This window comes from Bradyrhizobium sp., assembly GCF_052389815.1.
In the GTDB taxonomy this organism is placed as follows: Bacteria; Pseudomonadota; Alphaproteobacteria; order Rhizobiales; family Xanthobacteraceae; genus Bradyrhizobium.
Map to the genome: position 1 here is coordinate 1 of NZ_JBQTHN010000221.1, position 21,106 is coordinate 21,106.

Sequence of the window (21,106 nt, forward strand, 5' to 3'; positions counted from 1 at the left end):
AGGTCGGGATGTCCTGGCTGTACCTGTCAAATCCGTGTGCGTTTTCTTACTACCGTTGCACACGGTGCTGCGGGCGCAGCCGGCGCCCGGCCTTCTCCGCGCCCTCTATCCAAGAGGGAGCAACGAAATAGCAAGACTCGAGCGAAAAACGCGCTGCGAGAATGAGGTGCCACGTCTCCACGTCATGACGGAGCCTGTCATCGGCAAAGCCCTACGCGGCTGCGACCGCCTCGATCTCGATCATGAAATCGGGACCGTAGAGCTTCGATACCTCGACCAGGGTCACGGCCGGTGCGGCCGGCGGCTTCACGCTGGCAAAGAAGCGGTTTCGTGCCTCGCGATAACGCCCGAGATTGTTCATGTCGGTCAGGAACACGGTGAGCGTGACCAGATTGGCGGCGGTGCATCCGCGGGCGCGAAGCGCAACGGAAAGATTGTGGAACACTCGCTCGGCCTGCGCGGAAAAATCATTCTTGCCGACTATGTGGCTGTCCGCATCCACGGCGGTCTGGCCGGCGATGAAGAGGATACGGCCGGCGGAAATTTCGACGATTTGCGAATATCCCGGCGGATCGCCGAGTTCCGGCGGATTGATGCAGCTGATCGTCGGCGTCAGGGCAGATGGCGGTGTCATGTTGTCCTCATCATCAATTCGGAAGCCGCAGTGTGGGCACGGCGCAAGAGCGCCTTTCCCCACTCATCGCTGCGCTGCCGGCGGCGATCCCATGCCGGGCGACCCTTTCGGCTTCAGCGTGCCGGAATAAAAGGAGAGCACGAACACCAGCACCAGGGCAGCGAGATAGATTGCATAGGACTGCGGCGGCGTGATCGTCCATTTCCACCAGCCTGGCCGCTTGCCCTCGTTGTCCATGATGCAATTGTCCGCGATCGGGCCGCGAATAGGAAGTAACAGAATGCGCAGCTCAAGTCTTGCGCGAAGCCGCATTCTTGTCGAGCAGGAACAGTGCCGCCAGCGCGGCAAGGCTGAACGCCGAGGAAACCATCAGCACCTTGCTGCCCATCACGTCGATCAGGAGGCCAAAAGCCAGCGGCGCCACTGCCTGCGCCATGCGCGAGGGCGCGCCGAGCAGGCCGAGGCGATAAGCGTAATTTTGCGAGCCGAAGATGGCGAGCGGCAGCGTGCCGCGCGCAATCGTCAAAATGCCGTTGCCCGAGCCGTGGAACACCGCGAACACGCTGGCAAACCCGCCGCCGAACAGCAGAACGATCGCCGCGCCGATCGGATGGGTGATGCAGGAGATCCGCGTCGAGAGCAGCGGATGGTATCGGCTGAGCACGCTCGCCTCCACGACGCGCGCGGCGACCTGCGCAGGCCCGATCAAGGCACCCGCAGCGATCGCCTGCACGGAGGTCGCGCCGGCTGTCTCCAGGATGCGCGGAAAATGCGCGGCCATCGCGCTGGTGACGCTCCAGGCCGCCGCGAACACGAAGGCCAGCACGACCATCGCACGGTCGATCGGAATATGCGGCTTCACGGCATTGGCGACCGCGGCCTTGGCACCGTGCACCGCCGGCAGCATGAAGAAGTTGATCGGCAGGCCGAGCAGGATGTGCGCCGCCGCCCAGGCAAAGCAGGTGTTGCGCCAGCCGACGTGCTCGAGCCCGAGCGCCGTGAGCGGCCAGCCGACCGTGGAGGCAAAGCCCGCGAGCAGCGTGATCCCGGTGATGGAGCGCCGCGCCGCATCGCCATAGATGCGCCCGAGGGCACCGAAGGCGGCGTCATAGAGGCCCATGCCCATGCCGACACCGAGCACCAGCCAGGCGATGACCAGGACGGGAATCGAATGGGTGAGGCCGAGCAGGGCGAGGCCTGCTGCCAGCGTCAGATTGGAGATGCAGAGCACCGAGCGGCCGCCGACGAGATCGATCTGGTGGCCGATGCGCGGGCCGAGAATGGCCGACAGCACCAGCGAGGCGGAAAACGCCGCAAAGATCCAGTTCGAGGAGACGCCGAGATCGCGGCCGATCGGGTCGGCCAGGATGGCGGGCAGGTAATAGCTCGAAGCCCAGGCCAGCGTCTGCGTCGTACCGAGGGCCAGGATGATCGGAAGCTGCGGCGGGTTCATCTTCTCGTAGGTCCGATTCCTGCCGGCTGCATCCGGTTCTCCTTCAGGCGCTCTTGCATTTGCCGTTGTCACGCGAATGTCGTCAAGGTGATCAGGGCATTGCAGGGCCACGCTTTCGTCACGGCTGATTGCGCGGCATAATCGATTCCATGCAACTCGTTCCACGCATTCGCCTGATGAATTGGCTGGTCACCCAGGGCCTGACCGGCTTGCCCGAAAGCGATCTGGTCCGTGGTTTCTGCGAGCGCTGCTGCGCCGAGGGAATCGCACTGTCGTATGGACTGGTCGTGATCGACATCCTGCACCCCATCTTCGAAGGCCGCGGCTTCCGCTGGCACGACATCGAGACCAACCAGCCCGGCAGCTTCGAATACGGCTCGACCGAGCAGGGCGACGCCGCCGAAGGCTGGCGGCGTTCGGTTTTTTACGAGATGCTCGAGCACGGTCACGAGCAGCGCGTGAGCGACCTTTCCGACACTGCCACGCACCGTTATTCGAAGTTCGAGGAGTTCGCCGCCCAGGGGCACAAGCAAGTGGCCTCCTTCGTGCATCGCTTCGGTGAGGCCGGCACGATGGGCCAGATGGATTGCGTCTACTCCAACTGGACGACGCGGCGCGACGGCGGCTTTGGCGAAGATGGCCTGGCGGCGCTGCGCGATCTCGTGCCCGTGCTCGGGCTCGCGATCAAGTCCGCGGCGCAGGCCGATATCGCACGCACGCTCGGGCGCGTCTATCTCGGCCGCGAGACATCGGAACAGGTATTGCGCGGAAAAATGTCGCGCGGCATCACCGAGAGGATCACGACGGTGCTGTGGTTTTCCGACCTGCGCTCGTCGACATCGATCAGCGAAAGGATGGAGCCCGGCGAGATCATCCCGTTCCTCAACGATTACGCGCAGGCGGCGATCGACGCCATTCATGACGCCGGCGGGGAAGTCCTGAAGCTGATCGGCGACGGCGTGCTCGCGATGTTCACCAACGAGAACATGTCGATTGCAAAACGCGCCGCGCTGCGCGCCGAGCATCGCTTCCGCAACAACATGGACGTGCTGAACGCTCGCCGCTCTGCCGAGGGCCGGCCGGTAACGACAGCCCATGTCGGCCTGCACATCGGCGAGGTGTTTTACGGCAATATCGGCAGCGACGACCGGCTCGACTTCACCGTGGTCGGCCCCGCCGTCAACGAAGTCAGCCGCATCGCCTCGATGTGCCGCTCCGTCGACCGCGATCTCCTGACGTCGTCCGCCTTCCGCAGCGGCCTCGACGCCACCGGGCGCAACTACCTCGTCTCCACCGGCCGCTTTGCGCTCCGGGGCATCGGCGGCGCGCAGGATCTCTACACGCTCGATCCGGAGGTCTTCACCGACGAGGTCGTCGCGGGGAAGTATGCGCGCTATGTGGCAGGGTAATCCTTCAGCCCCGCGCGGGCTCGCCGACCATGTCGGGCTGCCGCGCCAGCGCCACCGCCGGCGACAGCCAGATCACCAGCGCCTGCGCTGCGAAGATCGCGGCGGCGAGATAAAGGCACATCTCCGCGCCGTAGAGGCCGCCGACGATGGCGCCGAGCGCCGAGCCAAGCGGGCGCGCGCCATAGCTCATGATGTTGATGGCGGAGACGCGGCCGAGCAGCGAAGGCGGCGTTACCGATTGCCGCAGCGTGGTGGTCGAGATCACCCAGAGGATCGGGCCCGCGCCGAGCAGGAAGAAGCCGAGCCCGGTAAGGAGCGGCGAGGGCGCGACCGTGGTCAGCGCCATGATGCCGGCGGCAACGAGGCCGGTGATCGGACCAAGACCGATTACGGTGCCGAAGGCGAGGCGCTGCATCACCCGCGTGGCGAACAGTGCGCCGACCACCATGCCGACGCCGTACATGGCGAGCGTCGTGCCGACGCCGGTAGCGCTGAGGCCGAGGTGGCGCACGGCATAGGGCACGAACACCGCCAGCAGCAGGAACGAGGCGGTGTTGAAAATGAACTGCGTGATGAAGACCGGCCGCAGCAGCGCATGCCGCATCACGAAGCCGGCGCCTTCGCCGATCTCCTTCAGCGGATGCCGGCGCGGCGAGAGCGCGCGCGCCGGCTCGTAGATGCCGGCGAGCAGCACCACGGCGATGGCGGAGAGGGCCGCGGCAAAGCCGAAGGCGGGAGCCGCGCCCGTCCATCCGACCAGCACGCCGCCAAGCGCGGGGCCGGCTGCGAAGGCGACTGTGCGCGCCAGCTCGATCCGGGCATTGGCGGCCGGCAGGGCTTGCGGGCTGACCAGCGATGGCACCAGGGCCGGCGCCGCGACGCTGTAGACGACGGTGCCGCACACGGCCGCAAAGCCGAGCAGGGCAAGCAGGGGCAGGTTGAGCGCCCCACACCAGATCAGCAGAAGGATCGCCGCCAGCGCCGCCGCGCGCAGCGCTTCGGAGCCCGCCATCAGGAAGCGCCGCGACATGCGGTCGGCGAGCAGGCCCGCGGGGATCGCGAACAGGATGAAGGGCAAAGTGAGCGCGGTCTGCAGCACGCCCGTCTGGCCTTCGCCGACGCCGAGCAGCAGCACCGCGACGATGGGGGCTGCCGCCAGCGCGATCTGTTCGGCGGACTGCGCGGCGAGGTTGGACCAGGCAAGGCGGTTGAAGGTCGCCGGCAGGGCGATCTCAGGCGAAGTGGACATGGCGCAAATCCGGTAATCTCGGGTTGCGGCATCCTCCGCCGTTGCAACGGTCAAACCCACCCGCTTCCCGAGACCGGGGATTCGGGAGATCGTGGCCCGCTGACTAAGAGTCAGTGCCCGGCCGATACTCGTCATTCGGTGGAGCTAGATGCAGTTGCAAATGAGTTGCATTAAAGAGAATATTGGGCCATCATGCCGGAAATCGACGCAAAGGCCCCACGTTTGAGCTCTGAATCTCTGCCAGACATTGCCAGCCCGGGTGGCTGGCTTAGCGACTCCGGCAAACTCAAGAGCTTGGCGGAGGTGAACGCGACCGTTGCCGTTCCCGCCATCGGCGGGCTGTGGTGGCGGCGCCTGCTCGCCTTTGCCGGGCCGGGATACCTCGTCTCGGTCGGCTACATGGACCCCGGCAACTGGGCGACCGATCTCGCGGGCGGTTCCAAGTTTGGCTACACGCTACTCTCGGTGGTCCTGCTGTCCAACCTGATGGCGATCCTGCTGCAGGCGCTCGCCGCGCGGCTCGGCATCGTCACCGACCGCGATCTCGCACAGGCCTGCCGGGCCAGCTTTTCGCGGCCGGTCAATTTCCTGCTCTGGCTCGTCTGCGAGGCCGCCATCATCGCCTGCGACCTCGCGGAAGTGATCGGCACGGCGATCGCGCTGAAACTGCTGTTCGGCATTCCCCTGATCGGCGGCGCGCTGATCACCGCGCTCGACGCCTTTCTGCTGCTGCTGCTGATGAACAAGGGCTTCCGCTTCCTCGAGGCGTTTGTCATTGCGCTCCTGATCGTCATCGCCGTTTGCTTTACGATCCAGATCGCAGCCGCCGCGCCGCCGGTCGCGGAGATGCTCAAGGGCTTTGTGCCCTCGAGCGAGATCTTCACCAATTCGGAGATGCTCTACATCGCCATCGGCATCATCGGCGCCACCGTGATGCCGCATAACCTTTATCTACATTCCTCGATCGTGCAGACCCGCGCCTACCCGCGCACCGACGAGGGCCGGCGCGACGCCATCAAGTGGGCGACCACGGACTCGACCATCGCCCTGATGCTGGCGCTGTTCATCAACGCCGCGATCCTGGTGGTGGCGGCCGCGACCTTCCACAAGAGCGGCCATAGCGATGTCGCCGAGATCAGCCAGGCGTTCGAGCTGCTTTCGCCGCTGCTCGGGCTCGGCATTGCCTCGACGCTGTTTGCCGTGGCGCTGCTCGCCTCCGGCCTCAACTCGACAGTGACGGCGACGCTCGCCGGCCAGATCGTGATGGAGGGCTTCCTCAATCTGCGACTGCCGAGCTGGGCCCGCCGCCTGCTCACCCGCGGCATCGCCATCGTGCCGGTGGTGATCGTGACCGCGCTCTACGGCGAGAGCGGCACGGCCCGGCTGCTCGTCCTCAGTCAGGTCATCCTGTCGATGCAGCTGCCCTTTGCGGTGATCCCCTTGGTGCGCTTCGTCTCCGACCGCCGCAAGATGGGCCAGTTCGTCATTCCCACGGCGGTCGCTGCGGTCGCGTGGACGGTCGCCGGCGTGATCGTGATCCTGAACGTGAAGCTCCTGGTCGACACGTTCGTTGGGTGAAAGGCGAATTGCGAATAGGGAGTAGCGAATGGCGGGCGATGATGTGGCAGCATTCGCTATTCGCCACTCACCATTCGCTCCCTCAATCCTGCGGCTCGGACAAGACTTCGCCCGAGGCCTCGACGCGCAGCCAGCCGCTGGGGGCAAGCCGCTGCTGCGGCAGGAAGCGGCTCTTGTAGTCCATCTTCTTGGACCCATCGATCCAGTAGCCGAGATAAACGTAAGGCAGCCCGAGCCGGCGGGCGCGGGCGATGTGATCGAGGATCATGAAGGTGCCGAGCGAGCGGTCGCGCTCCGACGGCTCGAAGAAGGAATAGACCATCGACAGCCCGTCGCTGAGCACGTCGGTCAGCGCCACCGCCACCAGCTCGTCGCCGCGGCCGGTGATGCCGGTATCGGTGCCGCGCTTGCGGTACTCGATGATGCGGGTCTCGACGTGGCTGTCCTCCACCATCATGGCGTAGTCGAGCACGGTCATGTCGGCCATGCCGCCGTGGCGGTGCCGGCGGTCGAGATAGGCGCGGAAGATGGAATACTGCTCCGAGGTCGGCACCGCGCTGCGCTGCTCGCCGATGATGTCGGCGTTGCGCGCCAGAACCTTGCGGAAGCTGCGGGAGGGGCGGAATTCGCCCGCGATCACCCGGATCGAGACGCAGGCGCGGCACTGGTCGCAGGCCGGGCGGTAGGCGATCGACTGGCTGCGGCGGAAGCCGCCATGGGTGAGGAGGTCGTTGAGGTCGGCCGCCTTGTCGCCGACCAGATGGGTGAACACCTTGCGCTCGTGCCGGCCCGGCAGATATGGACAGGGCGAGGGCGCCGTCAGGTAAAATTGCGGTGTGTCACGCGAATGCTGGGTCACGTTACGTCGTCAGGCCTCCGAAGCAGCCAGCTCCAGCATCGCGCCGCCGAGGCCGACCGTCAATCGGATAGGCTACGGATCAGTATGTCGGTGCCGGCTGCGCCGGCTCGGTGCGGGCGAAGCTGTTGATAACCACGGTTCCGAGCACGATGTCGTGCAGCAGCCGCCGGCGGCCGTTGAACAGGCCCACCAGGACCACGAGCGGGGTCAGGAACGAGACCGAAACCCAGAACAGCACGGCGTGCATTGCACCAAGCACGAAATAGCCGGGCGCGCCGTACCAGGTGCGCAGCTCGATTTCCATCACCCGCATGCCGACCGTGGCCGAACGCGGCCCACCGAGCGTTGCGCCGTAGTAGACGATCGCCCAGACCACGGTAGCCGGCCAGGCCAGCCAGAACAGCATCCAGCCGAGGCCGAGCGTCAGCAGGCCGAACAGGAGAATGAAGAGATAGCCGAGCAGCACGGGAACGGTAATCACGACCAGGTCGATCAGGAATGCAAAAACCCGCTTGCTCAGCACGCCGCTGAACAGCTCCGGCTGCGTCACCGGATCGAAGGCATGCGGCTGCACCCCGCCGTCATTGCGCCAGGCACCGCCGGTGTCACCCGAGCCGCCATACGTCATGGTCAGTCCTCCAGACCGTGCATTCCCGCGACTGGACATGGGAGCCAGCCGCCCGGCTGCAAGGCCCTCCAGCGCATTAACTGGCGGAAATATTCCGGCATAACCGTGGCCGAACGGCCGCGCCAGCTTGTGAGTCGAAGCCAACCCGGCGAACATCCGGCGGCATCACCGGACGGAGAGGGGACAGATGGCGAGGGAAGTGCAGGTACGCTGCCGCTGCGGCGAGGTAATCGGCCTCGTCAGCAATGCCTCGCCGCAAAAGGTCAATCGCGTGGTCTGCTATTGCGACGACTGCCAGGCCTTCGCCCACCAGCTCGGCCGCGCCGACCTGCTCAATGCGCAAGGCGGCAGCGACATCGTCCAGGTCGCGCCGGCCTCGCTCACCTTCATCAAGGGGCGGAACCGAATTGCGGGGCTGCGCCTGAGCCCCAAGGGCCTGTTCCGCTGGCATACGACCTGCTGCAACACCCCGGTCGGCAACACGCTGGGTCCTGCGATCCCCTTCGTCGGTCTGACGGCGCAGACCTTCGAGGGCGGCACGCGAACGGTCGATGCCGTGTTCGGCGCTCCGCTCGGTGCGATCCTCGGCAAGTACGCCGTCGGCCCGGCCCCGGCGGGTTCCACCGGCATCAATCTGACGCTGCTGTTGCGCGCCATCACCAAGGTGCTGGGCTGGCGGCTGCGCGGGCGGGCCTGGCCGCACCCGTTCTTCCACCTGAAGACACGCGAGCCGATCTATCCGCTGAAGGTGCTGCCGCAGGAACAGCGCGAGGCGCTGCGCCCGCTGTGCGGGCCGAAGCCGGCGCTGCGGGCGCAGGCCTAGCGCTGCGCCTTGATCTTCTCGGCTGCCTCAGCTGCGAAATAGGTCAGGATGCCGTCGGCGCCGGCGCGCTTGAAGCCGAGCAGGGCTTCCATCATGGCGCGGTCGCCGTCGATCCAGCCGTTGCGCGCGGCACCCACGATCATCGCGTATTCGCCGGACACCTGGTAGACGAAGGTCGGCATCGCGAACGTGTCCTTCACGCGGCGCACGATGTCGAGATAGGGCATGCCGGGCTTGACCATCACCATGTCGGCGCCCTCGGCGATGTCGAGCTCGACCTCGCGCAGCGCCTCGTCGGAATTGGCGCTGTCCATCTGGTAGGTGCGCTTGTCGCCGGTCAGCGTCTTGGCGGAACCGATCGCGTCGCGGAACGGGCCGTAGAAGGCGGAGGCGTATTTCGCCGCATAGGACATGATCTGCACGTCGACGAAGCCCTCATCGTCCAGCGCCTCGCGGATCGCGCCGACGCGGCCGTCCATCATGTCGGAAGGAGCGATGATGTCGCAGCCGGCTTCCGCCTGCGTCAGTGCCTGCTTGACCAGCACCGCGACGGTCTCGTCGTTGAGGATCTTGCCGTCGGCGATCAGCCCGTCATGGCCGTGGCTGGTGAAGGGATCGAGCGCGACGTCGCAGAGCACGCCGATGTCGGGGAATTCCTTCTTGATCGCGCGCACCGACTGGCAGACGAGATTGTCGGGGTTGAGCGCCTCGGAACCCTGCTCGTCGCGCAGGGACGGCTCGGTGTAGGGGAACAACGCGATGCAGGGGATGTCGAGTTTCGCCGCGCGCTCGGCATCGCGCACCGCCTGGTCGACGGTGAGGCGGTCGACGCCGGGCATCGAGGCCACCGGCGTGCGGGTGTTGTTGCCGTCGACCACGAACATCGGCCAGATCAGGTCGTCGGTGGTCAGCACGTTTTCCCGTACCAGCCGCCGCGCCCATTCCGATTTGCGGTTGCGGCGCGGGCGCACCGTCAGATCGAGCGAGGGCGCGGAGAGCGTCGCCGACCTTCGCGGCGCATCGCGCATTTCGATCGGGCGGCCGAATTTGATCGCCATGGAAAACTCCTCAAACGGCGAGTAATCTGGAATTGATCCAATTCTAGCAGCTTGTATCCCCGGCGTCACCGCGCCCAAGGCGCAGACCCGCTATTTCGGCAGGTGGCCCCTGACGGCATTGGCGCGCGCCGTACGGGTGATCCGCCCCGAGCTGTCCGTGGGAACGCGGGCGCGTACGCCTTCCCTGAGCTTGTCCAGGTCGGGGGCGGACATCGCCGCGACGGCCGGACCGATGGAGGGCGCCTTCAGGTTGACGCTCCAGAACTCGTCAAAGTTCGCGAAGGTCCGCTGCACCGCAATTTCACGGGTTTCCACTTTCTCGAGTCCGGCATCGGTCCACAACTGCCGCAGCATTTCGATTTGCGAGGCTTCCATCCGCGGCGGGCGCGTCGGCGAAAGACCTATTGCGCGCATCTCGGCAAGGATCGGATCGAGCGGAAACCCGCCGCCCAGCATGTCCCACATGTAGGTTGCGGCGATGCCGCCCCGGCCGAGCACGCGGACCATCTCCTCGATGCCCTTGCGGGGATCGGGAACGAACACGAGCACCAGCGCCATGACCGCCGCGTCGAAACGGCCGTCGGCGAATGGAATTGCCATAGCGTCGCCCTGCAAAAGCTTCGCTGTGTGCAGGCCGGGCCGCCTGCGTGCATAATCGAGCTGGCCTTCGGAGGGGTCGATGCCCTGCACCTCCGCCGGCGCGCATCGCGCGATCAGCAGTTCGGTGAACGCGCCGTTGCCGCAACCGATGTCGATCCAGCGCAATCCAAGCGGCGGAGCCAGCCAATCGAGAAACACCTCGCCAGCAAGCCGGCTCCAGATTCCCATGTTCTGCTCATAGGCCGCGCCATCGACGAAGCGGAGGACTTGTTCGGTCATTTTGCTTCTTCCCGCATATTGATCCGCAAGAGCGCCTGAGGGACAAAACGCAAGGAACGTGCATCGTACGGGCCGTTCCGGCAATTGATTTTAGCGTCTGGCCGGGCCAAGAAGGCCGGCACGAGGGGGGATTCCTCCCGAAACCAGCACCGACGAGCGCCGAACCCCGATGTCCGACACTTCCACGCGCGAGCCACCGCGGGACGCCCTGACGGCGGCGGCGCTGTCGTCCGAGCGCATCGAGCCGGACGAGAACGCCTGGACGCGGCGGCTCGTGCTGTTCCTGCGCGTGATGGCGGTGCTTTCGATCGCCAAGGGCCTCTATCACTGGGCGCAGGTCACCGGCTTCGTCGGCGGCGAGGAGGAGGCGTTCGAGAACCAGGCCATGGCCTGGCAGACCGCGACGATCTATTTCGCCGTGATCGAGCTCGTCGCCGCCGTCGGTCTCTGGCTCGCCACACCCTGGGGCGCCGTGGTGTGGCTCACGACCGTCGTTTCGATGGCGGTGATCGAGCTGATGTTTCCCGGCATCTATGGCGGCAGCCTCGTCGTGGTGGCGGTCGAGGCGCTGATGCTCGCAGGCTACCTGGCGCTCGCCTGGATGGCTGCGCGCGAGCGCCCGCCATAGTGCAACTTGAGGGTGAGAACGGAACGTTCACCGCAATTGCGGGCATTTTAGCGAAGTTTAGCGGTAACTTTTCGCTCATCCTAAAGGGTTCGGTCACACCCGTTACGCACTCGTTTCCAAATCGGATAGGCTTGTACTGGAACGCGACAGCGCCCGCGGGAAGAGGGCAGACGAAGCGTGAACACGGGCGGTGCAGCGTGAACGGGAAATCGCGAAAAGCCCTTCTGGCACAGGCTTAATCTGCGATTCACTCTCCTAAATTCATGATCTCTTTATTGTCTTGTTTAAGCTGATCTTCAAGCCGGCCCCTTACGTTGGCCCTATCAGGCGGGACAAAAGTTTCGTCGAATGAGTGTCGATAAAAACGACAACAGGGGAAGTGTCATGATGAAAGCCGTTGCGACGGCGGTGGAAACCGCTGACCGCGCTGCAGGCCAGTCCGGGGTGCAGCCGCTCTATCTCGAAGCTCTGACTCTGGTGGAGCGGCTGCATCGCCGCCTGCTCGACGTCATCAAGGACGAATTCGATCGCCGCGGCCGCGCCGACATCAACTCGGTGCAGGCTTTGCTGCTCTACAACATCGGCGACAAGGAGCTGACGGCGGGCGAGCTGCGCACGCGCGGCTACTATCTCGGCTCCAACGTCTCCTACAACCTGAAGAAGCTCGTCGAGCTCGGCTTCCTCGACCACCAGCGCTCGCGCGTCGATCGCCGCTCGGTCCGCATCCGTCTGACCGCGCAGGGCCAGGAAATCCGCAAGATCGTCGATGCGCTCTACCAGAAGCACGTCAAGACGGTGGAGCAGGTGGGCGGCATCTCCAGCGAGGAGTTCGCGACGCTGAACAAGTCGCTGCACCGCCTCGAGCGGTTCTGGACCGACCAGATCCTCTATCGTCTCTGAGAATTGACGGCCAAGCCGGCCGCAAAGAAGACCGGCAGCCGTCAAAACCTGGCGATATTTCCCCAAAACGCATCGGGACCGGGATTTTCCGGGCCGGTGCGTTTGCGTTATTTGTGTGGAAGAACGCCTGCCTCCCGAATTGGAACTTATTTCTGCGCTCCGCTTTATCGATCCGAAGCGGAGGACTTGAACATGCTGGTCGAACGCGGTTTGCAGGTGATGAATGTCGAGGCGGTGGGCGAAGCCTACGCCATCGCATCCAACTATCTGCGCCGGACCGGCGCGATCGCCGATACCATCGCCACCAATGAACGCCTGCTCGCCATCATCGTGCAGCTGTTTCAGCGCGGCGAGTACAACAAGATCCGGCTTGCCAACAAGGCGATCGCAAGATTCGAGTCCGAGACGCTCGTTGCCTGAGCCCGCATCATCGCCTGACCCCGCATCGGAGCCCTTCAGCATGGACGCCGCCATCGACCGCATCATGCAGACCTACGATCTGCTGATGAACCAGTCCGCTGCCGCCAGCGACGAGGCACGCGAGAAAGTGACGGAATACGTCAGGACGCTGTTCGAAGCAGGCGAAAAGGACGAGCACCGGCTGACTGTGTGCGGGCTGACCTATCTGCGCCAGCTCGACGGCAGCAACGATCCCGTGAAGGCGGGATATACGGGGCTGTAAGAGGTCATAGGGTCTGCGTTCCCGTTGATCCGCGCTTCCGAGGAATGTTATCCTAGCGGGCGGCCGACGAAGTATTGGCTTGTAAATTTTTCCCGATACTATCAGGTTGTTGGATTAGGAACCGCAACCGGAAATTTTATGCCGATACAACGTCGCCAGCCCGCTCTGTTTTCCGTCGATTCTGATGTTGACTTACTGGATGTTGAGGACAGGAAAACTGACGAACTTATCATTGGATTTGTCGGGCCAATAGGCTCCGGAATTTCCTATTGCGCGAATATTTTCAGCGAGCTTCTCAAGTCTCAATTTGGTTATGAGGGCAAGAGCTTGAAAGTAAGTGGCATAATCAATCAAAGCGCAACGGTGTTGGGCGAAACAATAGTTGACGTCAACGACCCAAAACGCACTGAGAAGCTTCAACATTACGGGACGAAGCTGCGACAGACTTTCGGAAACACCTATCTCATCGAGAAGATCGTTGCTCAAATAAATCTTGAGCGCGGAACGAGCGAGCATTTGCCCAAGGCTCGCCGCCACTTCACCATTGTCGATTCAATTAAACATCCAGATGAGGTGAGGCGGCTGCGCGAGGTTTACGGTGAAACGTTTTGGCTAATTGGGATATTCGCTCCGGATGAAGTGAGGCGCGGTCGTCTGACTGCGGAGGGGTACAACGAGAACTATGTTGTCGACATTTTCAAGAGGGATGAAGATGAAGGAGTGAAATCAGGGCAACGCGTTAGAGACGCAATGTTCTTGGCTGATTTCTTTATCAGAAATGATGGTGATAACGACAAGAACTTGCGGCGCACAGTCGAAAGATTCTTGGATGTCATGTTCGCGATTGGGGTGCAAACCCCCACCAAGGATGAAAGTGCGATGTATGCGGCGACTTCTGCGGCCGCTGAATCCGCGTGTCTTTCTCGACAGGTGGGTGCAGTGATCGCCAATGAGCAAGGCGATGTTATCGGGATGGGGAATAACGACGTTCCCAAGTTTGGTGGCGGCCTCTACTCACGTGAGGATGGTGATGGCGATCATCGTTGTTTCCAATGGCGCGGAAAGATCTGTCATAACGACTCGCGAAAGGAGGAGATATTATCCCGGATAGCCATTGCCTTGGGGGAAGCAGGTATTTTTGACGCGCGGAGCGGCGCCATTGACTCGAAGCGGCAGGCCAAGGCGATCGACGTCTTGCACAATTCCGATGTGAAGAATTTGATCGAGTTCTCCCGAGCCGTTCATGCCGAAATGGAAGCGATCATTTCAGTGGCAAGAAATGGCAAGGCGGGGCTCGTTGGAGGAACTCTGTATTCAACAACTTTCCCATGCCACAGCTGCGCCAGACATATAGTTGCGGCTGGGATTAAGCGAGTTATCTACATTGAACCTTATACGAAGAGCTTGGCTCTTAATCTTCATGAGGATACTATTTCTATCCACGAAGCCGACTCCACAAAGAAGGTCGTATTTCTCCAGTACGAGGGTGTTGCGCCACGCAACATGATTCGTCTGTTCAAAGACCGTGGAAGCAGAAAGAAGGACGGTAAGTTGCTGTTAACGAATCGGCTTGAAGCTAAGCCGGTGTCTCTCGCGCCGCTAGACGGGTTTGAAGCGCGGGAACGATTGGTTGTTGCAAGACTCACCAAGATCGAATCCGCGCAAGTTGCTGGAGGGAAGAATGTCTGAGCGGAAAGACGATCGCCAGCTACGTCTCTCATTTCGAGTGCAGCACGAAGCAAGAATCAGCAAGGGTGGTGGTGACGTAAGGCGAGATAAACCCGTCACTGATTTGAATAGTGTTCGAGCGGTGCGTCATGGTGCTTCGGTGCTGGAGCGAGTGATCCGTGAGGGCTATACAAAGAAGAAATGACCTTCACGCCTCTTTTTTCTGCTGTAGCGACAACTAAAACAACACAATCAACGGCGCGGTGTAGTCTCGACTGCTCGGATGCCTGCCTTGCGGCTACATTTCTTGGGAGACGTATACAGGTTCATGCCGGTCGGATCGGTGAATCTGCGTCCAGTCAACGGTAAGCAGTGATCGCAACTGGCTACATCAGGGCAAGGCTGCACTTTTAACGATTCTCGAATCGTGTCTGCCGATACCGTTTGGGCCATTCTTCTCTGCGGTCGAGGCGAATTTCGAGCTTTCAGCGACGATGTAACCAAAACCTCGCGCTTAGGGGAAACGCATGCTCACACTCCACCACCTCAACGACTCCCGCTCGCAGCGGATATTGTGGCTGCTGGAAGAGCTCGGCACGCCCTATGAGCTCAAGCGCTATCAGCGCGATGCGCAGACGCGGCTGGCGCCGCCTGAATTGAAGGCGGTGCATCCGCTCGGCAAATCGCCCGTTATCACCGACGGCGATGTCCGCAGCGCGGAGTCGGCCGCCATCGTCGACTACATCATCCGCCGCTACGGCCAAGGGAACGGCAAACCCGCGATGATGCCGGCGCCCGGTGGCGCTGAGTACGAAGCGTATTACGAGTGGCTGCACTACTCCGAGGGCTCGGCGATGCTGCCGCTGATGCTGAACCTCTACGTGTCGCGGCTGAAGGAGGCGGGCGCGCCGCTGCATCCGCGCATCGAGAGCGAGATCGCCAACCACCTCGGCTACATCGAGGGGGCGCTGGGAATGCGCGAATTCTTCGTTGGGTCGTCCTTGAGCGGCGCCGATATTCAGATGAGTTTCGTGGCCGAGGTGGCGCGATCGTTCGGCAAGCTCGCCGCGTACCCGAATTTCGCAGGCTGGCTCACGCGCATGCACGCGCGGCCAGCGTTCAAGCGTTCAGTGGAGAAGGGCGGAGCGTATCGGCTGGCGGGCTAGGGGCTATCTCGATTAGTTGCTTTCTTGAGTGTCTTTCTACGTCAGTACGAATATTTCACGCCTAAATTCCTCAAGGAGCAACAAAGGAGCGCGATCCAAGGACGCGTTCATAAGCGCATCGATCATGAGATAGACTGTGTTGCGCGTATTTGAGCAAGCTTCCCAAACTTCCGGGTAGTATCGCGCGAACATGCCCGCCATATATGATGCCAAGTAGTAAATGCCGAACTCATTTATGTCGATGCCGTCGGATCGCACCAACGCAATTTTCCCGTCCTGCGCAAAGGCATCAGGCATGTTGATCCCAACGTATTGAGCTCCAAATGGCGCAGTAAGTGAAAAGCCCGCCCCATTCTTCATTTCACGGGTCTTCACGAGGTCAGTACAGCTCGGGCTGAACTGAATCCGCTCCACAACTTTGGCAAGGATTTCGGGAGCGGAGGGATGAAAAACAGTATCCCACGTTATTGTGTTCTCCTTGAGGTTGTTTCGTCGTTTGAAAGTGGCGCGCACTAGTGTTGAAGTAGCTTGAAGCGTGTCACTTTCGAAGTAGATCGCTGGGCAAATCTCAGCGAGCTGTTGCAAGTTTATCGTTTCAAGTTGATGACTTACTTCAGAAACCTGAAACAGCACACTCAGTCCTGTGCTGCTAGTCCCGCCTTCGACATTGGTCTCCTCGCCCCACACTGGCCTTTGGCGAGATGTTTCGTACCAAACCGGAAACGTTCCTCGGTTGAGAAGCCGAGCGCCTAGGTCAGCTGCCGTCAGATCAGCGTGACGTCTTACCTCCGGCATTGTGAATTCGAGACCATGGTGCGCGTGGTTCTGTCTCAACTTTTGGAGGCGGTAGTTTCCGTCTCTTTTGAGCAGCACCTCGCAAAGGGCAAACGACATTACTGCGTAGTAGGTTAGCGTCGGTTTAGCATATTCAGATTTCTTGGCGGCCTCGCAGTATTCGAGAGCCTGTTCCAAACACGATCTTATCGATTCGGCCTGCTTTCGCGCGTTTTGGCGGTGTTCCTTTGGAAGTGCATGTCGCTCGCAAATTATTTCGGTAACGAGGTCGGTATTTGTGAGCCCCTGTAGACCGCGATAGATGTGCTGAACTGATTCGCTTCGTGGAATCAGGCGTATTGAGAAATTCATGTGTTGACGGTCTCCCCAGTCCCGTCATCCATCATATCAGAACGAATTACGCGCAGTTTCGGGCAAGCTAGAACCACGGCGACATTCACGCCTGGCTGACGCGCATGCACGCGCGGCCTGCGTTCAAGCGTTCCGTGGAGAAGGGTGGGGCGTATCGGCTTGCGGGCTAGGACCGCTGCCAGTCGGTCAGCTCATAGGATCGCTCGTCGAGATGCTCGACCAGCAGCTTGCGATAATGGGCAGCCATTTCGCGGTAATGCTGCCTGGAAATCGGATCGGTCGCGCCCCGGGCACGCTCTTCGAACATCTCGGCCTTCTGCCGCAGTACCGCCGCCTCGGTCATGGGCTAGCTCCTCTAGCTCTGTGATTCCCTCAGCTAGTTGTTAGTCTTCCGAGCGGAACGGACGGTGGCTTCACGATCGGGTGACACCGGGGTCGGCACCTGCAGCCCCAGAATCGGTGCCTTTTGCGGCTGTTCGGACGCCGATGCCGGGCCGGGTGCCGACGGTGGATGCGGTGCGGCAAGCCCCCGGGAAGGGTTCCAACCCGCTCCAGCCCCACCATATGTTGCATAAGTACCAGGTGCTTACCTCAATGGCTTGGCCATTTCCGGCCGATATGGTATGGCGCAGACGCTTCTTTCGACCGCCAAACCAGAACCGCCCGTAGTCGCCCAACTGACTGCGGCGGTGGAGATATTTCGCCGATGAGCTCCTCCCGCGCCAATGCCAGTGTCCAGGTCGCTTCCGCGCCCGACACCTTCTTCACCGCCACCCTCCGCGATGCCGATCCCGAGATCGCAGCTGCGATCAAGGGTGAGCTCGGCCGGCAGCGCCACGAGATCGAGCTGATCGCCTCGGAAAACATCGTCAGCCGCGCCGTGCTGGAAGCGCAGGGTTCGGTGATGACCAACAAATACGCGGAAGGCTATCCGGGGGCGCGGTACTACGGCGGTTGCGAATGGGTCGACGTCGCCGAGACGCTGGCGATCGATCGGGCGAAGAAGCTGTTCGGCGCCGGCTTTGCGAACGTTCAGCCCAATTCGGGCAGCCAGATGAATCAGGCGGTCTTCCTGGCGCTGCTGCAGCCCGGCGACACCTTCATGGGCCTTGATCTGGCCGCCGGCGGCCATCTCACCCACGGCTCGCCGGTCAACATGTCCGGCAAGTGGTTCAAGGCCTCGCACTACACCGTGCGGCGCGAGGACCAGGTGATCGACATGGATGAGGTGGCCAGGCAGGCCGAAGAGGTGCGCCCGAAGCTGATCATCGCCGGTGGCTCGGCTTATTCCCGCCCGTGGGACTTCAAGTGTTTCCGCGAGATCGCCGACTCGATCGGCGCCTACCTCATGGTCGACATGGCGCATTTTGCCGGCCTCGTCGCGGGCGGCGTGCATGCTTCGCCCGTGCCTTATGCGCATGTCACGACCACAACGACCCACAAGTCGCTGCGCGGTCCGCGCGGCGGCCTGATGCTGTGGAACGATGAGTCCCTCACCAAGAAGCTCAACTCCGCGATATTCCCGGGCCTGCAGGGTGGGCCGCTGATGCACATCATCGCCGCCAAGGCGGTGGCCTTCGCCGAGGCGCTGCGTCCGGACTTCAAGATCTACGCGAAGAACGTCGTCGAGAACGCCAAGGCGCTTGCGGAATCGCTGCGCGGCCAGGGCCTCGACATCGTCTCCGGCGGCACCGACAACCACCTGATGCTGGTGGACCTCCGGCCCAAGGGGCTGAAGGGCAATATGTCGGAGAAGGCGCTGGTGCGCGCCGCCATCACCTGCAACAAGAACGGCATCCCCTACGATCCCGAAACCCCGTTCGTCACCTCCGGCCTGCGCCTCGGCACGCCGGCAGCGACGACGCGCGGCTTCGGCGTCGCCGAGTTCCAGCAGGTCGGCGGCATGATCGCCGAAGTCCTCAACGCGCTGGCGCAGTCGCCGGACGGCAAGGCGCCGCTGGTCGAAGCCGCCATGAAGGAACGCGTGCGGGCGCTGACCGACCGCTTTCCGATTTACTAGCAAGGTATTCCAGATGCGCTGCCCGAGCTGCAACAGTCTCGATACGCAGGTGAAGGATTCCCGGCCGACGGAGGATTCGGCCGTGATCCGCCGGCGGCGCGTCTGCATTGCCTGCAACTTCCGTTTCACCACCTTCGAGCGCGTGCAGCTGCGCGAGCTCACGGTGATCAAGCGCAACGGGCGGCGGGTGCCGTTCGACCGCGACAAGCTGGTGCGCTCGTTGCAGATATCCTTGCGCAAGCGCCCGGTCGAACCGGAACGGCTGGAGAAGATGGTCTCCACCATCGTGCGCGAGCTCGAAAGCAGCGGCGAATCCGAGGTGTCGTCGGAGGCGATCGGCGAGATCGTGATGGAGCACCTGCGCGAGCTCGACGACGTAGCCTACGTCCGCTTCGCCTCCGTCTATCGCAATTTCCGCGAAGCGAAAGACTTCAAGACCGTACTCGGCGAGCTCTCCGGCGAAGAGGACAACCGGCTCGCCACGATACGCAAATGATCTTCCGCATCCTGGAAGACCAGTACGCCCAGAAAATCCGGGATTCCAAGGCGGCCGACCGGCGCTACATACAGCTGGCGCTGGCGCTTGGCCGGCGCGGGCAGGGGCGGACCTGGCCCAATCCGGCCGTGGGTGCAGTCGTGGTCAAGGATGGCGTCATTGTCGGGCGCGGCTGGACGCAAGCAGGCGGCCGGCCGCATGCCGAGCCCGAGGCGCTGCGCCGGGCCGGAGAGGCCGCGCGCGGCGCCACGCTCTATGTGACGCTCGAGCCCTGCTCGCATTTCGGCAAGTCGCCGCCCTGCGTGGATGCCGTGATTGCCTCGGGCATTTCCCGGGTGGTGTCGGCGATCGAGGATCCCAATCCGGAGGTGGCCGGGCAGGGGCACGCCAGGTTGCGCGCCGCGGGAATTGCCGTCGACGTCGGCCCGTGCGCCGCAGAGGCTGCGCGCGATCACGCCGGGCATTTTCTCCGCATTCGCGACAGGCGTCCGCATGTGATCCTCAAGCTCGCGGTGTCTGCCGACGACAAGATCGGCGCCTCGGGCCACAAGCCGATCGCCATCACCGGTGAGGCCGCGAAGACGCGGGTGCATCTGCTGCGGGCGCGCTCGGACGCCATTCTGGTCGGGATCGGCACGGTGCGTTCGGACGATCCTCTTTTGACCTGCCGGCTGCCGGGCATGGAAACGCGCTCGCCGGTGCGGGTGGTTCTCGACCGGGCGCTGCGCATTTCCGGTGACAGCCGGCTGGTACGCTCGGCGCGGGCGACGCCGCTGTGGGTGGCGGCATCGGAGACGGCGGAGGCGGCCGCAGCGACCAGGCTCGGTGCGGCCGGGGCCCAGGTGATCCGCGTTGCGACCGATCCGGCGAAGCCGGGGCTCGATCCGTCGGCCGTGGTGCACGCACTTTCCGAAAAAGGCATCACGCGGCTGATGGTGGAGGGCGGCGCGCGGGTGGCGTCGTCCTTTGTCGCGGCCGGCCTTGTCGATGAAGTCTGGCTGTTGCGAGGGACTGGTACGGTCGGCGCCGGAGGCGTGCCCGCGCTGGACGCATTGCCGCTGGCCGCTATCACGCAGTCGCCGAAGTTTCGCGTTCGTGCTAGCGAGACCTTGGACAAGGATACTCTTACGATTTACGAGCGCGCGTAGCCCACTCGTCGTCATGCCCGGGCTTGACCCGGGCATCCACGTCTTGGCTGCGGATGCAATACGAAGACGTGGATGGCCGGGACGAGCCCGGCCATGACGAAGACTGAGAGGGTTACGTGTTTACGGGTATCGTCACCGACGTCGGCGAGATCGCCAGCCTGAAGCCTGTTGCGCAAGGGCAGTTGCATCGCATGCGCATCGCTTGCCGCTACGACCAGAAAACCATCGCCGACGGCGCCTCGATCGCCTGCAACGGGGTGTGCCTGACCGTGGTCGGCTCCGGGGTAGACGGCGGCAAGACCTGGTTCGATGTCGACGCCGCCGCGGAAACGCTGTCGATGACGACGGCGAAGCATTGGGCGGCGGGAACAAAACTCAACCTCGAGCGCGCGCTGAAGATCGGCGACGAACTCGGCGGCCACATCGTGGCCGGCCATGCCGATGGCATCGCCACCGTCGAGAAGCGCGAAGATCTGCCGGATATGGCCCGTATCACGCTGCGCACGACGCGCGAGCTGGCGCGCTTCATCGCCACCAAGGGCTCGGTGACGCTGGATGGGGTGTCGCTGACGGTGAACACGGTCGAGGACGTCACATTCTCGGTGCTGATCATTCCGCATACGCTTTCCGTCACCACGCTGAACGGCTGGCGCGAAGGCAGCGAGGTCAATATCGAGGTCGA

Annotated in this window: 24 protein-coding genes; 14 read left to right on the forward strand and 10 right to left on the reverse strand. The window is 63.0% G+C overall.

Features of this window, described 5'->3' with window-relative positions:
• Positions 1-211 precede the first annotated feature (211 nt).
• The 3 genes from ACT4OC_RS29520 to ACT4OC_RS29530 form a co-directional block, all read right to left on the reverse strand.
• Positions 212-634, reverse strand: coding sequence for a RidA family protein (locus ACT4OC_RS29520; RefSeq protein WP_444842592.1), 423 nt, complete (start codon positions 632-634; stop codon positions 212-214).
• A gap of 63 nt (positions 635-697) precedes the next feature.
• A complete protein-coding gene (locus ACT4OC_RS29525; RefSeq protein WP_444842593.1) occupies positions 698-871 on the reverse strand; it encodes a hypothetical protein in 174 nt (57 codons plus the stop codon).
• 52 nt (positions 872-923) lie between these two features.
• Complete coding sequence (locus tag ACT4OC_RS29530; RefSeq protein ID WP_444842594.1) at positions 924-2,087, reverse strand: MFS transporter; 1,164 nt, start codon at positions 2,085-2,087, stop codon at positions 924-926.
• Between the two features lie 149 nt (positions 2,088-2,236).
• Here ACT4OC_RS29530 and ACT4OC_RS29535 point away from each other — a divergent pair, with 149 nt between their 5' ends.
• Positions 2,237-3,496, forward strand: coding sequence for an adenylate/guanylate cyclase domain-containing protein (locus ACT4OC_RS29535; protein WP_444842595.1), 1,260 nt, complete (start codon positions 2,237-2,239; stop codon positions 3,494-3,496).
• A gap of 4 nt (positions 3,497-3,500) precedes the next feature.
• Here ACT4OC_RS29535 and ACT4OC_RS29540 read toward each other — a convergent pair whose 3' ends face one another.
• Complete coding sequence (locus ACT4OC_RS29540) at positions 3,501-4,745, reverse strand: MFS transporter (protein ID WP_444842596.1); 1,245 nt, start codon at positions 4,743-4,745, stop codon at positions 3,501-3,503.
• Positions 4,746-4,946: 201 nt separating this feature from the next.
• On the opposite strand from ACT4OC_RS29540, the gene ACT4OC_RS29545 reads away from it, so the two are divergent.
• Positions 4,947-6,323, forward strand: a complete 1,377-nt coding sequence (locus ACT4OC_RS29545) for an Nramp family divalent metal transporter (protein ID WP_444842615.1) — start codon at positions 4,947-4,949, stop codon at positions 6,321-6,323.
• A gap of 82 nt (positions 6,324-6,405) precedes the next feature.
• Here ACT4OC_RS29545 and ACT4OC_RS29550 read toward each other — a convergent pair whose 3' ends face one another.
• Both ACT4OC_RS29550 and ACT4OC_RS29555 read right to left on the reverse strand, forming a co-directional pair.
• A complete protein-coding gene (locus tag ACT4OC_RS29550; protein WP_444842597.1) occupies positions 6,406-7,182 on the reverse strand; it encodes an arginyltransferase in 777 nt (258 codons plus the stop codon).
• Positions 7,183-7,261: 79 nt separating this feature from the next.
• Positions 7,262-7,810 (reverse strand): RDD family protein, encoded by a 549-nt coding sequence (locus ACT4OC_RS29555; RefSeq protein WP_444842598.1) that lies wholly within the window; start codon positions 7,808-7,810, stop codon positions 7,262-7,264.
• Positions 7,811-7,997: 187 nt separating this feature from the next.
• Between ACT4OC_RS29555 and ACT4OC_RS29560 the strand changes: the two genes are divergently transcribed.
• On the forward strand, positions 7,998-8,633 hold the full coding sequence (locus tag ACT4OC_RS29560; protein WP_444842599.1) for a DUF6151 family protein: 636 nt from the start codon (positions 7,998-8,000) through the stop codon (positions 8,631-8,633).
• On the opposite strand, the gene hemB is transcribed toward ACT4OC_RS29560, so the two are convergent.
• Positions 8,630-9,691 carry a porphobilinogen synthase gene (gene hemB / locus ACT4OC_RS29565; RefSeq protein ID WP_444842600.1) on the reverse strand — a complete coding sequence of 354 codons (1,062 nt, stop codon included), beginning with the start codon at positions 9,689-9,691 and terminating at the stop codon, positions 8,630-8,632. The genes ACT4OC_RS29560 and hemB overlap by 4 nt on opposite strands.
• Positions 9,692-9,781: 90 nt before the next feature.
• Positions 9,782-10,570 (reverse strand): class I SAM-dependent methyltransferase, encoded by a 789-nt coding sequence (locus ACT4OC_RS29570; protein WP_444842601.1) that lies wholly within the window; start codon positions 10,568-10,570, stop codon positions 9,782-9,784.
• 169 nt (positions 10,571-10,739) lie between these two features.
• Here ACT4OC_RS29570 and ACT4OC_RS29575 point away from each other — a divergent pair, with 169 nt between their 5' ends.
• From ACT4OC_RS29575 to ACT4OC_RS29605, 7 genes are all read left to right on the forward strand, one after another.
• Entirely contained in the window at positions 10,740-11,198 is a 459-nt protein-coding gene (locus ACT4OC_RS29575) for a DUF6163 family protein (RefSeq protein ID WP_444842602.1), read from the forward strand.
• Positions 11,199-11,582: 384 nt separating this feature from the next.
• On the forward strand, positions 11,583-12,098 hold the full coding sequence (ldtR, locus tag ACT4OC_RS29580) for a transcriptional regulator LdtR (RefSeq protein ID WP_444842603.1): 516 nt from the start codon (positions 11,583-11,585) through the stop codon (positions 12,096-12,098).
• 192 nt (positions 12,099-12,290) lie between these two features.
• Positions 12,291-12,518 (forward strand): hypothetical protein, encoded by a 228-nt coding sequence (locus ACT4OC_RS29585; protein WP_444842604.1) that lies wholly within the window; start codon positions 12,291-12,293, stop codon positions 12,516-12,518.
• 40 nt (positions 12,519-12,558) lie between these two features.
• Positions 12,559-12,780 carry a hypothetical protein gene (locus ACT4OC_RS29590; RefSeq protein ID WP_444842605.1) on the forward strand — a complete coding sequence of 74 codons (222 nt, stop codon included), beginning with the start codon at positions 12,559-12,561 and terminating at the stop codon, positions 12,778-12,780.
• 138 nt (positions 12,781-12,918) lie between these two features.
• Complete coding sequence (locus ACT4OC_RS29595; protein ID WP_444842606.1) at positions 12,919-14,469, forward strand: anti-phage dCTP deaminase; 1,551 nt, start codon at positions 12,919-12,921, stop codon at positions 14,467-14,469.
• Positions 14,462-14,653, forward strand: a complete 192-nt coding sequence (locus ACT4OC_RS29600) for a hypothetical protein (RefSeq protein WP_444842607.1) — start codon at positions 14,462-14,464, stop codon at positions 14,651-14,653. Before ACT4OC_RS29595 ends, ACT4OC_RS29600 begins: the two co-directional genes overlap by 8 nt.
• Positions 14,654-14,975: 322 nt before the next feature.
• Positions 14,976-15,614, forward strand: a complete 639-nt coding sequence (locus tag ACT4OC_RS29605; protein WP_444842608.1) for a glutathione S-transferase family protein — start codon at positions 14,976-14,978, stop codon at positions 15,612-15,614.
• Between the two features lie 36 nt (positions 15,615-15,650).
• Here ACT4OC_RS29605 and ACT4OC_RS29610 read toward each other — a convergent pair whose 3' ends face one another.
• Entirely contained in the window at positions 15,651-16,760 is a 1,110-nt protein-coding gene (locus ACT4OC_RS29610; protein ID WP_444842609.1) for a YaaC family protein, read from the reverse strand.
• Between the two features lie 166 nt (positions 16,761-16,926).
• On the reverse strand, positions 16,927-17,103 hold the full coding sequence (locus ACT4OC_RS29615; protein WP_444842610.1) for a hypothetical protein: 177 nt from the start codon (positions 17,101-17,103) through the stop codon (positions 16,927-16,929).
• A 363-nt stretch (positions 17,104-17,466) separates the two neighbouring features.
• On the opposite strand from ACT4OC_RS29615, the gene glyA reads away from it, so the two are divergent.
• From glyA to ACT4OC_RS29635, 4 genes are all read left to right on the forward strand, one after another.
• A complete protein-coding gene (gene glyA / locus ACT4OC_RS29620; RefSeq protein WP_444842611.1) occupies positions 17,467-18,780 on the forward strand; it encodes a serine hydroxymethyltransferase in 1,314 nt (437 codons plus the stop codon).
• 13 nt (positions 18,781-18,793) lie between these two features.
• On the forward strand, positions 18,794-19,276 hold the full coding sequence (gene nrdR / locus ACT4OC_RS29625) for a transcriptional regulator NrdR (protein WP_444842612.1): 483 nt from the start codon (positions 18,794-18,796) through the stop codon (positions 19,274-19,276).
• Positions 19,273-20,424: a bifunctional diaminohydroxyphosphoribosylaminopyrimidine deaminase/5-amino-6-(5-phosphoribosylamino)uracil reductase RibD gene (gene ribD / locus ACT4OC_RS29630; RefSeq protein WP_444842613.1), complete on the forward strand. Its 1,152-nt coding sequence runs from the start codon at positions 19,273-19,275 to the stop codon at positions 20,422-20,424. Before nrdR ends, ribD begins: the two co-directional genes overlap by 4 nt.
• A 116-nt stretch (positions 20,425-20,540) precedes the next feature.
• A partial coding sequence (locus ACT4OC_RS29635; protein WP_444842614.1) for a riboflavin synthase occupies positions 20,541-21,106 on the forward strand: 566 nt, incomplete at its 3' end.

Coding starts and splice junctions, on each gene's coding strand:
- ribD (WP_444842613.1), top strand. CDS start 19,273: ATGATCTTCCGCATCCTGGAAGACCAGTACGCCCAGAAAATCCGGGAT.
- ACT4OC_RS29555 (WP_444842598.1), bottom strand. CDS start 7,810: ATGACGTATGGCGGCTCGGGTGACACCGGCGGTGCCTGGCGCAATGAC.
- ACT4OC_RS29590 (WP_444842605.1), top strand. CDS start 12,559: ATGGACGCCGCCATCGACCGCATCATGCAGACCTACGATCTGCTGATG.
- ACT4OC_RS29600 (WP_444842607.1), top strand. CDS start 14,462: ATGTCTGAGCGGAAAGACGATCGCCAGCTACGTCTCTCATTTCGAGTG.
- ACT4OC_RS29605 (WP_444842608.1), top strand. CDS start 14,976: ATGCTCACACTCCACCACCTCAACGACTCCCGCTCGCAGCGGATATTG.
- glyA (WP_444842611.1), top strand. CDS start 17,467: ATGAGCTCCTCCCGCGCCAATGCCAGTGTCCAGGTCGCTTCCGCGCCC.
- hemB (WP_444842600.1), bottom strand. CDS start 9,691: ATGGCGATCAAATTCGGCCGCCCGATCGAAATGCGCGATGCGCCGCGA.
- ACT4OC_RS29560 (WP_444842599.1), top strand. CDS start 7,998: ATGGCGAGGGAAGTGCAGGTACGCTGCCGCTGCGGCGAGGTAATCGGC.
- ldtR (WP_444842603.1), top strand. CDS start 11,583: ATGATGAAAGCCGTTGCGACGGCGGTGGAAACCGCTGACCGCGCTGCA.
- ACT4OC_RS29540 (WP_444842596.1), bottom strand. CDS start 4,745: ATGTCCACTTCGCCTGAGATCGCCCTGCCGGCGACCTTCAACCGCCTT.
- ACT4OC_RS29595 (WP_444842606.1), top strand. CDS start 12,919: ATGCCGATACAACGTCGCCAGCCCGCTCTGTTTTCCGTCGATTCTGAT.
- ACT4OC_RS29575 (WP_444842602.1), top strand. CDS start 10,740: ATGTCCGACACTTCCACGCGCGAGCCACCGCGGGACGCCCTGACGGCG.
- ACT4OC_RS29525 (WP_444842593.1), bottom strand. CDS start 871: ATGGACAACGAGGGCAAGCGGCCAGGCTGGTGGAAATGGACGATCACG.
- ACT4OC_RS29535 (WP_444842595.1), top strand. CDS start 2,237: ATGCAACTCGTTCCACGCATTCGCCTGATGAATTGGCTGGTCACCCAG.
- ACT4OC_RS29530 (WP_444842594.1), bottom strand. CDS start 2,087: ATGAACCCGCCGCAGCTTCCGATCATCCTGGCCCTCGGTACGACGCAG.
- ACT4OC_RS29520 (WP_444842592.1), bottom strand. CDS start 634: ATGACACCGCCATCTGCCCTGACGCCGACGATCAGCTGCATCAATCCG.
- ACT4OC_RS29570 (WP_444842601.1), bottom strand. CDS start 10,570: ATGACCGAACAAGTCCTCCGCTTCGTCGATGGCGCGGCCTATGAGCAG.
- ACT4OC_RS29615 (WP_444842610.1), bottom strand. CDS start 17,103: ATGACCGAGGCGGCGGTACTGCGGCAGAAGGCCGAGATGTTCGAAGAG.
- ACT4OC_RS29610 (WP_444842609.1), bottom strand. CDS start 16,760: ATGAATTTCTCAATACGCCTGATTCCACGAAGCGAATCAGTTCAGCAC.
- ACT4OC_RS29585 (WP_444842604.1), top strand. CDS start 12,291: ATGCTGGTCGAACGCGGTTTGCAGGTGATGAATGTCGAGGCGGTGGGC.
- nrdR (WP_444842612.1), top strand. CDS start 18,794: ATGCGCTGCCCGAGCTGCAACAGTCTCGATACGCAGGTGAAGGATTCC.